The organism is Chitinophaga sp. 9-1-y (assembly GCF_059511905.2).
The window spans coordinates 7,637,729-7,651,460 of sequence record NZ_CM197955.1; the positions used below are offsets into that span (position 1 = coordinate 7,637,729).

Sequence of the window (13,732 nt, forward strand, 5' to 3'; positions counted from 1 at the left end):
GACGCTATGAAAACTATTGACCTCCAAATTCTTGAAACAGGTATAACCGGTTTGTCCCGACGCTATGCGGGTTTCCTTGTAGAAGCTGCATCTGTGTGCCTTCACCATAATGGACATATTCTCAAAGCAAATTTTGAAAGCGAAGGGTATTATACCGAACGTTATGAAATTTCTTGCATACACGTTACAACAGACGCAATTAATAGCTTTAAAGATTTACAGGAAGCAACTGAGCATGGGGCAAGTGGTATTGCGGTGGCTATCATTGCTCATGAGACGAATCTTGGGATACAAAGATCTTGGAAAGGAACAGGATTTGATTACTGGTTAGGAGAACCAGATGAGAAATTCATTTTTCAGAATAAAGCACGCCTTGAAGTTAGTGGTATTTTAAAAGGTACGCAGATACAGATGCAAACGCGTTTGGCGGAAAAGTTGTTACAAACACAGACCTCAGATCATACAAAACTCCCCGCTTATGCAGTTATTGTTGAATTTAGTAATCCTAAAACCTTAATTGGCAGAAGATGAAGGATTTACAAAGTAATATTAGAAACTGGCATGAGGAGGCAATGGACCTCGCCGAAATGGCTTTTTTTGCAAAACGGCGTGGAGAATATCATAACTATTGGCGGTTTATTCAGAGAGCTCTGAATTATGAAAAAGCTGCAGCTCGACTGTTAGAGCCATTGCATGATCAGGAACCAACAAGATCAATTATTTATCTTGGGGCAGCGCATTTTGCATTGAATCTTGATTATTTTGATGAGGCACTTGTGCTTTTGAATGAAGCAATGAAAGGAGAAATACCATTGGAAATTGAATTACAGTTCAAAAATCTAATGGCTAGTATTGCGTCGAGAAGAAAAATTAAAATGGACGTAAATACCATTGCGCAAAATTTTTTATCAGGCTATGATGAGTTAGAGTCTGATAAAGTGGACAATGCAATTGAAGCTGCGTATGCAGCAGTAAGGGTTAGATATGTTAAGGAGTTTGGTGAAGAAACGTTGGATGAATTATTAAATAGATTAGTCTTACAGGTTGAGCTGGAGAGTAAGAATCTGGTTACTAATTTTTCATATCAGGTTTTTGAAGGCGATAAAGAAATTCATCATAAATGGATACAAGAAGGGAAGAATAAAATTTCATGGGTATTTTGGGATGCCTATAAGAAATATCTTGATGAAAAAGGATTGGCAAGTACTACAATTAATCAACTGGATCAAATAACAGATGATATTCTTGATAGAATAGGAAATCCTTCTCGGCAAGGCCCCTGGAATAAAAGAGGGATGATTGTTGGAGATGTTCAATCTGGGAAAACAAGTAATTATATAGGTTTAATTAATAAAGCGGCTGATGCAGGATTTAAATTGATAATTGTATTAAGTGGTTTATATGAGAGCCTGCGTCAACAAACGCAATTGAGAGTTGATGAAGGTTTTTCAGGAGTCTCGTCAGAACCCGGCAATGATCAACGGATTGGAGTTGGAAAATACCGTAAAACCAGGGAAGTTTTCCCTATAACGCATGCGGGAGATAATGGAGATTTAAAGTCAGCCAGTCTTAAGAATTTTCCGCTTAAAACTGATAGTTACTACGCCTTGGTTATTAAAAAGAATCCGTTAATTCTTAAGAATCTATTAACGTGGTTACATGCAAGAGGAGAAAAGAATGGAAAGTTTAAAATAATAAAAAATGTTCCGTTGTTAATTATAGATGATGAGGCAGATAATGCATCAATTAATGTTGACAATGAATTTGTTTCTAAAATTAATGGCTCGATTCGCGCTGTACTGAGTCTATTTGAACAGAGTGCCTTTATTGGTTATACAGCTACTCCCTTTGCTAATATTTTTATAAGTGATAGGAACAATACAGAAGGGCAAAGTATAACGATTAATAATAAATTATTTCAATTAGGAGAAGATTTATTCCCCAAAGATTTTATAATAAATGTACCTCCTCCTTCAAATTATATTGGTTATGCGAATGTTTTTGACATTAATTTAAATAATGATGAAGATACTGATGAGAATCCGTTGTCAGGCATAAATGTCATAGACGATTATGAAGAATATATTCCTCCTAAACACCTGATGAATGACGAGCTGCCAGATGAAATTCCAGCTAGCTTAAAGCATGCAGTGCAAAGTTTTGTAATCGTCTGCGCAATTCGTATAGCTCGTGGTCAAGAGAATGAACACAATTCTATGCTTGTGCATGTCTCGTGGTATAAAAAATGGATTAATAGGATTGCACGATTAATAAGTGACTATGTTGGAGAAATAAAAAATGAAATTCGTTATGCATCCATTAGAGGATTCATAGATGAGCTAAAATATTTGTGGGAAAGAGAGTTTAAAGCTAAGTCAATCAGTATTATCGGGAGAATCTCGTATAGTGATTCCAGGTTAATTACGCATGATTGGGAAGAAGTAAGACCATTTCTTAAACAAGCTGTCGAAAAAATTGAAGTAAGAGCTATCCATGGAACAAGTAGAGGGTTAGAGTATGAAAATACAACCCCATTGAACTATAGTAAGTATGAAAAAGGACTTTCTGTTATAGCAATAGGTGGGAATAAATTATCAAGAGGTTTAACCCTTGAAGGGTTGTCAATTAGCTATTTTTTAAGGGCTACAAAATTTTATGATACGCTTTTGCAAATGGGGAGATGGTTTGGTTATAGACCAGGTTATGCTGATCTCTGTAGACTTTATACAACGAAGGAGATTATATCTTGGTACCAATATATCGGAAATGCAACTGAGGAACTTAAGGAGCAGTTTGATATAATGAAGTTGAGTAGCGCGTCTCCTAATGAGTTCGGATTAAAGGTTAAGTCTGCTCCAGGTATGTTGATGATTTCAGCAGCGGCTAAAATAAAAAGTGCAACTGATCTCACTCTTAGCTTTTCGGCAGATTTGTTGGAAACATATGAGTTAAGCAAGTCTGAAGATGTACTTAAAGAGAATATACTCGCACTTACAAGGTTTGCATCCAGACTGGGTAAAACGTCAGGGAAGCAACGACAAGGTCAGCCCTATATTTGGGAGAATGTCAAATATGCGATAGTTGATGATTTTATAGCAGAATATAAAACGAAACAATTAAATATTATTCCCGATGTAATACGGAGTTATATCAATAAACAAGTGGAAGCAGGAAACTTGAATAAGTGGACGATTGTTTTTATTAATAACAGCCTTTCTGAATCACTCTTCCAAATTGGAGACTTAGATATTGGTCTCACCCAAAGGATGGAGGCTGAGCGAACCGATGATTTCGGGAATACTATTGTGGATAAAGATGTTTATCTAATTAGGAAATCCCACATAATAAGTCCTCCCCATGAGTACCTAGATATGGATATTAGTGATCCACGATATGATTTGGCGAAGAAAAAAACGATAGAAAATAGTAAAGCAAAGACGGCTCCCAAAGTACCAGCTGGTAAGTATATCAGATATTACAGAGGAGAGAACACTGCACTGTTATTAATTTATTTATTGGATCCAGCAGGATTTAATGGCTCTCCTGATTTGCCTGCCGTGGGATATGCTATTAGCTTTCCCCGTATAGATGGTGATGTAAAATTGACCTACAAAGTCAATAACCAATTTAGAAAAGAAAATGATTATCCTGAAGATGCAGAGGAGAATCCAGAAAACCAGGATGACATATAATTAAAGTAACTATTTGAAAATGGCAAGTACCGAATTGGAGCTCACAAATTTTTTGGCATTTGTACGCGAAAGTGTTGATGATGAATTGAAAGAAGCAAATGCTATTGATTTTCGCGAAGAGGCATTTACAAAGGTTGTTGTTGAGATATTAAGCGATGCTGGTGAAACAGGACATCCACAAGTATGTACATCAATATTTCGGAGCAAGAACGATAAACGCATGCGTCAAATGAATGCATATGCCTTATGGGATAACTATGAGACATTGGATATCTTTATAACGGATTATAAGGGCGGGGCAGAGATTTATACGCTAGAGAAGAGTCGGATAAAAAGTAATTTCAGCTTGGCTGAAAAATATTTGCAATATGTTGAAAAGGGTCAATTTGATGAAGTAGATGAATCTGCTAGCGAAATGGAATTTCTTCAGAATTTCGCTGATTATAGGGAAGAACTACTTAGGGTACGTATTATTCTACTAACTGATGGCATTGTAAAGACGGAAATTCCAGCTCTTTTTGACGGGAAAAGTAATTTGCGTATAATATATGAAATATGGGATCTGGAGAGAGTTTCTAAATTATGGTTATCTCAGCGCGAACGAATGCCTATTGAGATTGATTTTAAAGCTGATTTTAACGAAGAGGTTAGATGCCTGACCACTCCTGATAACCACGGTGTCTTTCTTGCCATCATACCAGGGTATTTATTAGCCGATTTGTACGATCTATATGGTTCTCGATTATTAGAGCAGAATGTTAGATCCTATTTGCAGAACGTAGGAAAAGTAAATAAAGAGATGCGGAAAACGATTTTAGAAGATTCTAAAATGTTCCTGGCATATAATAATGGTATTTCCGCAACAGTTAAGGATATTCAATTAAATAGTAACAAGAATGATGTTTTTAATACTATAAAGAGAGTTAAAGGTCTTCAGATTGTAAATGGTGGACAAACAACCTCTTCTATCTATTATGCGAGACAAAAAGGGAAAGCGACATTAGAAGATATTTTTGTTCAAGTGAAAATCACATTGGTAGGTGATAATAAAGAAACGGAAGGAATTATTTCTCGTATTTCAAAATTTGCGAATAGTCAGAATAAAGTAAGTGAAATTGATCTGACATCTAATCAGACGTTTCATATAACACTTGAGGAGTTGTCCAGAATTACATGGGCACCATCGAAAGAAGGTATCTCACATCAAAGCCGCTGGTACTATGAAAGAGTGAAAGGGCAATATAATGAGGAGATTAATAAAGAACACAGTGGAGACCGTAGAAGGAGAAAATTTAAGCAAAATAATCCTGCGAATCAAATTATAAGAAAAGAGGAGTTGGCAAAATTTAAAAATTCCTGGAATGGACTACCTAATATAGTAGTTAAAGGAAGCCAGAAAAACTATCTCCAATTTATTCAAAACGAATCAAAAATAGAACCGGACCGTTTATATTTTCGAAATATAGTTTCTCTGGCTATTCTTTTTAAAAAAGCGGAACTAATTTATGGAGTTAAGCCAAATGCAATGGGCGATTTAAGATTCATTGTAGTTCCCTACGCTTTGGCATGGATAAGCGCTAACTGCCCTGCAAAAATTGATCTTGAAAAAATTTGGCGCCAGCAGGATCTTTCCCCCGCCTTAGATAAGTTACTAGAAACGGTATTACTAGGTGTGAATGAATTCTTTTTAACAGAAAAACCAGAACAGTTTTCGTTAGTCGGGGAATGGGCCAAAAGAGAAGAATGCTGGCAACAATTAAAAGCTATTGATAAATCCAGATGGGAAATTGATTTTAATCTAATTAGTCAGGATATAAGTCTGCCTGATTCTAATGAAGGTGTGACCATTTATCGTGAGAATGAAGAAAAAATCATGAATACGTCTATAAAAACCTGGCAGCTAATAGAGCAGTTTGGTGTTGAAAAACGAAAATTAGACCAGATACAGATTGGTGTGGTTAGAAATTTAGTGCAGAAGCTGCAGAAAGGGAAGCGGATTAAGGAGCACATCGTTAATCATGCAACTAAGATTTTGGAAATTTATCAAGAACATATAGGTAGCAAGTTGTAAATGCTGCATTGACGAAGAAAAGAACTTCTTATATCCGTTGTTTATTGATGAATATTTCCCAACGTATTTTCAAAGCTTCTGGTGAAGGTCGAAAATCATCCCTGTTAAGTATTATTTTTTTGCCAATATACTTTTTGAAGTAAGAATCTTTAAGCGATGGATGAAGCATTACAGTCAAAGTAGCAGGGTCTATACCTAGTAAATCTGAATCAAATAGAGCGTGTAGGTCTTTTTTCAGCAATAGGCCATTGTGCTGATTGTGATCTTTGAGCCCTCTATATGGACAGATATGACTCGCCTCAATTACAGTAATTGTTTCACATCCACTAATCATGCAGTATGGGCCATATATTGCTAGCAAATTCTTTCTGAATTTATCTTGCCCTTGTCGGCCAGGTGTTCTTACTGCACTGTACCTGCGCTGGTCTGTTTCAATTGGGGAATAAGGAATAATGCTATCAATCGGGAAGTCAGGACTTGTGGCAGTAACAAGATTGATGTTGTCATAAATGTACGGAAAAGCTGTCCTTAAAAAATTCAAGTCAGCCTGTTGTATTGAATAGTAATAATTTCTTTTAATATAATAATCGTCTAAAATTTTGACAGAAGTTTTAGGAGGAGCTGGGTTGAATGTGGTGGAATAGTGGGCAGTAAATTGATCAACCGTTATATCTTCCTCAATTAATTCATCGAATTCATGTTTTTTTCTGCATTTATATCTGGGTTGAACAGATTGCCTCATGTAATGTTCCTGTGTATTACAAATCGGGCAACGATATCTTTTCTTGGGTAAATGCTTTTCAGTAGTAATCGACGTTATAGTAGCAATGCCAATTAAATACAATTTGTCAACAATTACAACTTGGTCTCCCTGTTTTAATTTATCATGATTCTTAACCGTGGTATCATATACATAGTGAGAGGTGGGTTGATCAGGATATCCACTGTTCCCTCCAAAAGCACTATTGTCTCCTTTGGATTTTAGTATCCATAAACGAGGTACGCTACTCATATACAAAGTTCGGAATGGACGTATTGGTTTTAAAATATTTGATGGATCAACTTTTGCCACGACTTAGCGGCATAAATCAAACCATGGCCTAAATAAAATTAAGATCAAATTGGTAATTAAAATAAAAAAATAAAACAAAGAAATGCCATCCTTCCCCCCACAATTGCAAATCCCCCCTATTCTCCCTAAATTTACCCCACATGCATACCGGCCAGTCACACCTCTCCCATCACCAATTGAAGTCATTATTTGACCTGCTATACCTGCGCCTATGCCGATTTGCTGACCAAATTATCTCCGATTCAGCCACTGCAGAGGATATCGTTCAGGAAGCATTCATAAAATTCTGGCAACGCAACGCAGAAATGACCGACCTCCCAGCCATTAAAACATTTCTTTATGTAATGGTGAGGAATGCTTGTCTCAACCACCTTAAGCACCAGAAGGTGGCCAAAAAATTTGCAGCAACACAAACAACGGAGTCAGAAGAAGCAGCGGTAGTGAAGGCAGAAGTATGGGGGGAAGTGCATCGGGCTATTGCTTCTTTGCCGGAAGGCTGCCGTAATGTTTTCAAGCTCAGTTACCTGGAAGGGTTAAAAAACCAGGAGGTAGCAGATGAATTGAAGATTTCCGTTAATACGGTAAAAACGCAAAAAGCCCGGGCATTGGCGTTACTAAAGCTGCGCTTAACCCCCGAATCCTTTATGGCACTGTGTATCCTCGTTTCTGAAAAATATTTTTAGGTCTTTCACCCATTTGCGGTTAGCAGATTGTTTATAGATATAGTAGCACATGGAATCATATCATCACCTGTATCACACGTCCCGGTTAATAGTGAAGTATTGGGATAATACGTTATCTGAAGAAGAGCGCGTAGCGTTGGAGGCATGGATAGCCGAGAGTGAGGCCAACAGGCTGTTATTTGAGGAGTTGAGCAAGGAAGAGGTGTTGAAGGAAGAGATGTTGCAGATGGGTAAGTATCACCCGGAGCAGGCCTGGAACCGTATCCAGGGAGAGATGATGGTGAAACGTATGGTGCCCTGGGGACGGATTGCCGCGGCCATGGTAGTATTGCTGCTGGCCATTGGCGCGAGGTGGTGGTATACGAGTACGGAGGTAGAGCAGCAGCAACCAGTGATAGGAACAGCCATGCCAGTAAAAGGCAAGCCGGTATTGGTAATGAGTAATGGAGAAGAAATGGTACTGGGCGCGTCGAAAGATACGCTGCTTACAGAGAAGAACGGAGCCAGTATCCGGCAGCAGGGTAATAAGCTGGCATATAACAATACAAGTGGACCGCTGGTGTATAACACGCTGAAAATACCGAGGGGTATGGATTACAGCCTTACGCTGAGCGATGGTACCCAGGTATGGCTGAATGCGGAATCGTCGTTACGTTTCCCGGTACACTTTACGGAAGGCGACCGGAAGGTATATCTTACGGGAGAAGCCTACTTCGCAGTGGCTACTGATGCCCGCAAGCCTTTTAGCGTGGTAGCCGGACAAGCAGAAGTGGCGGTATTAGGAACGGAATTTAACATCATGGCCTACGACAATGAGCCAACCATGCAAACGGCGCTGGTCAGTGGTAGCGTAAAAATTAAAACCACTAACGGTGAAACGTTGCTGCAGCCAGGATGGGTAGGTATTACAGAAAATGGTAACACCACGGCGAAGCAAATGGACATCGCCGCCCTCACCGGTTGGAAACGGGGAATGTTTGTATTCAGAAATGATGATATTACTACGGTGTTGCATCAACTGGAACGTTGGTACGATGTAACAGCAGTATATCCAAAAGAGAAAGTCGGTACCCAGCATTTTACCGGGGCTATCAAACGATACGATAACATAGAACAGGTACTGGAGATGCTAAATCAAACAGGAGGCGCCAATTTTAAACTTAGTGGTAAACAAATAAATGTAGCATTTTAATCAACAACCAACCAGTGTAATGCCAGATGAGTACCCGGAACGTTACGGGTACAATTGTCATGCTCGCTGAGCCAAAATCTCTTGTAGTCAATGAAACGATTGTCGATGTTACTGCTTTGTATGCAGTATATAGGATCACTATGCGCGCAGTCTGTCACAACCAGTCTGCAGCAGGTGCCCGTGGAGAAAGCATTTGCTGTGATTCAGCAACAAACCGGGTATGAATTTTTATATAATAACGAGTCTATAAAAAAGGCCGGAACGGTGAGTTTGTCGGTGAAGCAGGCGTCGCTGGAATCTGCATTGCAGCAGTGTTTTAGCCAGATTCCATTTACCTGGAAGGTAGTGGATAAAACGATTGTGGTAACGCCGAAGACAGCCACCACTACGGCGGCGGAGTACACTATCCGCGGCCGGGTGTTGGCGTACGAAAGTAAACAGCCGCTCATTGGCGCTACTATCCGTGTACGTGGCACCGATAAAGGAGCTACTACCAATAGTAGTGGCGCATTTACGGTAACTACCGGCATCCAGCATCCCGTGTTGCAGGTATCTTTCCTGGGATATATCAGCAAAGAAGTGAGAGCGGAGGATGACCAGGTGATTTTTTTGGAAGAAGATAAAAAGAAACTCAACGAAGTAGTGGTTACTACAGGATATGTTACCCTCCCGAAAGAACGCGCTACGGGCTCATTTTCGCAGGTAGATAAATCCCAGTTGGATAAACGGGTATCTACCAATATCCTCGACAAACTGGAAGGCTTGAGCACCGGATTATCTTTTTCAAGAAGTGTTACCTCTGATAAGCCTAAGCTGAGCCTGCGCGGCCGCAGTACCCTGTTCTCGGAAGATCAGCCATTGATTGTGGTAAATGGTTTCCCGATTGAAGGCGACCTGAATAGCATTGATCCGGATGATGTAGAAAGCATTACCATCCTGAAAGACGCCGCTGCCGCATCTATCTGGGGTGTTCGTGCGGCCAATGGGGTGATTGTGATCACTACCCGCCAGGGTAAGTTAAATCAGCGTCCTACTGTAGAAGCAAGATCCAACATCATTTTCGGAAAGAAGCCGGATTATGGTCAATTGCGTTTAATGAGTAGCAGTGATTATATAGATGCACAACAGATATTGTTTAAAGCTGGGAGATTTAATTCCCTGTTTTCTCCCGGTAGCCGTACCCCTATTCCGGAAGCAGTGCAGATCTGGAAAGATGCGAAAGACGGGAAAATCACCAATGAAGTAGCTGCGCAAAAAGTAGACGCATTACGTAATATCGATATCCTGGACGACTACAGCCGGTTATTTACCCGGAATACACTTACACAGCAGTACCAGGTAAATGTAAGTGGCGGTAGCGAAAACATGCAATACTATCTCTCCGCAGGATATGATAAAAATGCCAACTACATGGTGGGCAGCGACTACGAACGCTTCACATTGAATACCAGTAACACCGTACGCGTAACAAAGAAATTAGAATTAAGCATCGCCGGACAGCTCTCACAGGGCAATACCACCAACCCATTTGATGTAAGTGGCAGCTCCCCTTTCGATATGATCAGCGGATCCCGCAGCGCTACCAATGTGTCCGCACAGATCCCCTCCCCTTACACCCGCCTGATCGATGATAAAGGCAACGCCCTGAAAATACCCTGGATGTACAATGATGCATTCAAGCAAAATGGCTACGACCAGGGACTCCTCAACATGGACTACTACCCACTGACGGAATATCAAATGATGAACCGTCATATAAAAAGTATGGCCGTGAACGTTAGACTCGGTGCTAACTACGAAATCACCAAAGGCTTAAATCTCGACCTGAAATACAACCTGGAAAAGAATACCGGATCAGACAGGGACCTGGCAGACCAACGCACCTTCATGGTGAGAGACAACGTAAACCTCTTCTCTGAAACCATGCCTGACGGCGAACAAGTGCGACATCTGCCATTAGGCGATATCTTAACTCTCGCTAAAACGGAACTGACCGCACAAACCTTCCGCGGCCAACTGAACTTCAACCACCTATGGGGAAAAAGGCATGCAATAGCAGCCATTGCCGGAGCAGAAGCGAGGGAGATTTTAAGAGAAGGGAACAGACAACGCCTCTTCGGTTACAACGATCGTACGCTGCAATATGCAGATGTGGATATGGTAACGCAATTCCCGGATATGTATGGATTTACCAACTCTATTGGTAGTGTGTTAGGCGTAGGTACCCCAGTTACCTACATAAAAGATCGCTTTGTTTCGTATTTCACCAACGCTTCTTATACTTATCTGAACCGCTATACCTTGTCTGCCAGCGGACGTGTAGACGGATCTAACCTTTTTGGCGTACAACGCAATCGCCGTCTTAACCCGTTGTGGTCAGTGGGTGGTGCCTGGCAGGTGCAGCGCGAAAAATTCTTCCATGCCAACTGGGTAGATATGCTGAAACTCCGCGCCACTTATGGCTTTAATGGTAACATCAACAAAACTGCTACCGCATATACCACGGCTGGTTTGATGCCTTCCGGCGAAAACTCCACGTCGTTCATTCCCTATGCTAACATTATCAACCCTGCCAATCCTAACCTGCGTTGGGAAAAAGTAGGACAAGTGAATCTGGGTGTGGACTTCGCGCTCTTCCATGAAACCTTGAGTGGATCACTGGAGTATTTCAATAAACGTGCACAGGATCTTTTTGGAAGCGATTTCCTGGCGCCGTCTACCGGCTTCAATAGCATCAGCAGCAATATAGCCGCTATGCGCACAAATGGCTGGGAACTAAAACTGGACTCCCGTAATATCAGTACCAATCATTTCCGCTGGAACACCACGTTTATGCTGAGCATCGCAAAAGATAAGGTGACCAAATTTTATAACACCGGTGGCGACATGAACCCTTCCTTGTTCCTGTTGTATGGCGGCCGCGATAATGATGATAAGTCTACTTACCTGCCGGTAGAAGGATATCCGCTATTCGGTATATGGGCCTACCCCTGGGGCGGACTGGATGCAAAAGGAAATGCAAGAATTCTCGGTCCGGATGGAAAAACCATCACCGATCGTTTTGAAGCAGGCCGCGCCTACGATAACATCTACAAAATGAAGTACATGGGTGCCGTGAATCCGCCGGTATTTGGTAGCCTGGCAAATACCTTTTCCTATAAGCAGTTAAGCCTGACCGTGAATCTCCTGTATAAACTGGGCCACTACTATCGCCGCAGTGACCTCGGTTATTACACCATGGCAGTAATGTACCAGCGCGGACCAGACAGCTTTAAAGACCGCTGGAAACAACCGGGAGATGAAAAGAAAACAAATATTCCTGCCTTCACTGCCGTAAGAACACAGGACAGGGCAAACAATGATTTCTATCAATATTCAGATGTAAACGTGGATAAAGCAGATCATATCCGCTTACAGGATGTACTGTTAAGTTATGATATCACTAAGCAAACGGTAGCCCGCCTGCCGGTGAACCGCATTACACTGTATGCGCAGGCCAGCAACCTGGGTATTATCTGGAGAGCCAATAAAAATGGAATAGATCCTGACTATGCGCCACAAACATTTTCATCGGTGATGCCACCGGTGCGTACACTGGCTATTGGCGCCAAAGTAGGGTTCTAATCACCTCAAATTACTAAGCAATGAAAAGGAGTATATATATCATATTTGCTTTTATAGCGGCGGCTTTGGCAGGTTGTAAAGACTACCTGGATATACAGCCGAAAGACAAACTCATTCCCAACAGTGTAGAGGATTTTCGTTTACTGCTCGATGATCAGTGGACCATGACGCTAACTCCGGGCCTGGCAGACATCATGACTGATGACCTGTCGTTATCAGAAAGTCAGTACGGCGACCTCTCGCAGGAATATCAACAACGTATCTACACCTGGAGCAAAGATGTTTTTGCACCTGATGAAGATATCCGCGATTGGAGCGCACCGTATAAAATCATTTTTTACGCCAATACCATCCTGGAAGGATTGGCGGCCAACCCGGCCGGACTCCCGGAAATACGTAACCAGGTTGAGGGAGAAGCAGTGTTCTTTCGCGCCTACGCCTACTTCAACCTGCTGAATACCTTTGCCAAACAATACAATGTAGCTACCGCAGATAAAGATCCGGGCGTACCATTGCGGTTGTCATCAGATATAACGACGTCGGTTACACGTAATAGTGTGAAAGAAGTATATGCGCAGGTACTTAAGGATGTAGACAACGCTATTAAGTTGCTGCCAGTGAAATCATCTTTTAAAACAAGGCCTTCCCGCACCGCGGCCTATGCCTTATCAGCACGTATTAACCTGCAGATGGGCAATTATGATCAGGCCATGGAACAGGCTAACAGTGCGTTGTCTCTCCAAAATACCCTGGTAGATTATAAAACAGTGGATCCGGCGAACTCTACTTTTGATGCAGTATTCCCGATAAATATTGTGAATAATCCGGAGGTGATTTTTATTTCATCTACCACAGGGGTATATGCTAAAAATCATTTCATCTCTTCAGATTTTTATCAGCTATATGACAACCATGATCTGCGCACTTCTTTATTGTTTAGAGAGATGCCGGATAATGGGAACTATCAATACATTGGTACATATAACGATGGCGGCCGTACGAATGTCCCTTCACCATTTTCGGGATTTACGGTAGCAGAGCTATACCTGGTACGGGCGGAGTGTTATGCACGTAAAAATGATATTTCCAAAGCTATGGGAGATCTGAATACCTTACTGGTAAAACGTTTCGAAGAGAATACTTTCCAGCCGTTAACCGCTGCATCTGCTAAAGAAGCGCTGAAAATAGTATTACTGGAACGCCGTAAGGAATTGGTGTTTAGAAATCTCCGCCTCATGGATCTCAAACGATTGAATATGGATCCTGGACAACAAGTAACGTTAACGCGTACACTGGATGGGCAAACCCTGACATTGCCACCAGGCGATAACCGTTATGTACTCCCTATTCCCAACAAGGAAATTACCGCCAGCCACCTGGAGCAAAATCCAAGATAAA

General features: G+C 41.3%; 8 protein-coding genes. 7 read left to right on the forward strand and 1 reads right to left on the reverse strand.

The annotated features are described in order from the left end of the window. Positions 1 to 6: 6 nt before the first annotated feature. The 3 genes from AC5ZC7_RS30510 to AC5ZC7_RS30520 are packed head-to-tail and all read left to right on the forward strand — an operon-like array spanning position 7 to position 5,763. Positions 7 to 531: a hypothetical protein gene (locus AC5ZC7_RS30510; RefSeq protein WP_496161180.1), complete on the forward strand. Its 525-nt coding sequence runs from the start codon at positions 7 to 9 to the stop codon at positions 529 to 531. After that, on the forward strand, positions 528 to 3,692 hold the full coding sequence (locus AC5ZC7_RS30515) for a Z1 domain-containing protein (RefSeq protein WP_496161181.1): 3,165 nt from the start codon (positions 528 to 530) through the stop codon (positions 3,690 to 3,692). Before AC5ZC7_RS30510 ends, AC5ZC7_RS30515 begins: the two co-directional genes overlap by 4 nt. A gap of 19 nt (positions 3,693 to 3,711) precedes the next feature. Continuing rightward, complete coding sequence (locus tag AC5ZC7_RS30520; protein ID WP_496161182.1) at positions 3,712 to 5,763, forward strand: AIPR family protein; 2,052 nt, start codon at positions 3,712 to 3,714, stop codon at positions 5,761 to 5,763. Positions 5,764 to 5,791: 28 nt separating this feature from the next. On the opposite strand, the gene AC5ZC7_RS30525 is transcribed toward AC5ZC7_RS30520, so the two are convergent. Further along, the gene (locus AC5ZC7_RS30525; protein ID WP_496161183.1) at positions 5,792 to 6,835 is read right to left on the reverse strand and encodes an HNH endonuclease; all 1,044 of its coding nucleotides are present in this window, start codon (positions 6,833 to 6,835) and stop codon (positions 5,792 to 5,794) included. 140 nt (positions 6,836 to 6,975) lie between these two features. On the opposite strand from AC5ZC7_RS30525, the gene AC5ZC7_RS30530 reads away from it, so the two are divergent. From AC5ZC7_RS30530 to AC5ZC7_RS30545, 4 genes are all read left to right on the forward strand, one after another. Continuing rightward, positions 6,976 to 7,518, forward strand: coding sequence for an RNA polymerase sigma-70 factor (locus AC5ZC7_RS30530; protein WP_496161184.1), 543 nt, complete (start codon positions 6,976 to 6,978; stop codon positions 7,516 to 7,518). Positions 7,519 to 7,567: 49 nt separating this feature from the next. Next, positions 7,568 to 8,710, forward strand: coding sequence for a FecR domain-containing protein (locus tag AC5ZC7_RS30535; protein WP_496161185.1), 1,143 nt, complete (start codon positions 7,568 to 7,570; stop codon positions 8,708 to 8,710). A 90-nt stretch (positions 8,711 to 8,800) separates the two neighbouring features. Then, positions 8,801 to 12,334: a SusC/RagA family TonB-linked outer membrane protein gene (locus tag AC5ZC7_RS30540; protein WP_496161186.1), complete on the forward strand. Its 3,534-nt coding sequence runs from the start codon at positions 8,801 to 8,803 to the stop codon at positions 12,332 to 12,334. A 20-nt stretch (positions 12,335 to 12,354) separates the two neighbouring features. Next, positions 12,355 to 13,731: a RagB/SusD family nutrient uptake outer membrane protein gene (locus AC5ZC7_RS30545; RefSeq protein ID WP_496161187.1), complete on the forward strand. Its 1,377-nt coding sequence runs from the start codon at positions 12,355 to 12,357 to the stop codon at positions 13,729 to 13,731. Position 13,732: the final 1 nt, after the last annotated feature.

Bases quoted from the DNA above. Each gene is read 5' to 3' on its own strand.
- AC5ZC7_RS30530 (WP_496161184.1), top strand. From the start codon at position 6,976: ATGCATACCGGCCAGTCACACCTCTCCCATCACCAATTGAAGTCATTA.
- AC5ZC7_RS30515 (WP_496161181.1), top strand. From the start codon at position 528: ATGAAGGATTTACAAAGTAATATTAGAAACTGGCATGAGGAGGCAATG.
- AC5ZC7_RS30520 (WP_496161182.1), top strand. From the start codon at position 3,712: ATGGCAAGTACCGAATTGGAGCTCACAAATTTTTTGGCATTTGTACGC.
- AC5ZC7_RS30535 (WP_496161185.1), top strand. From the start codon at position 7,568: ATGGAATCATATCATCACCTGTATCACACGTCCCGGTTAATAGTGAAG.
- AC5ZC7_RS30545 (WP_496161187.1), top strand. From the start codon at position 12,355: ATGAAAAGGAGTATATATATCATATTTGCTTTTATAGCGGCGGCTTTG.
- AC5ZC7_RS30540 (WP_496161186.1), top strand. From the start codon at position 8,801: ATGAAACGATTGTCGATGTTACTGCTTTGTATGCAGTATATAGGATCA.
- AC5ZC7_RS30510 (WP_496161180.1), top strand. From the start codon at position 7: ATGAAAACTATTGACCTCCAAATTCTTGAAACAGGTATAACCGGTTTG.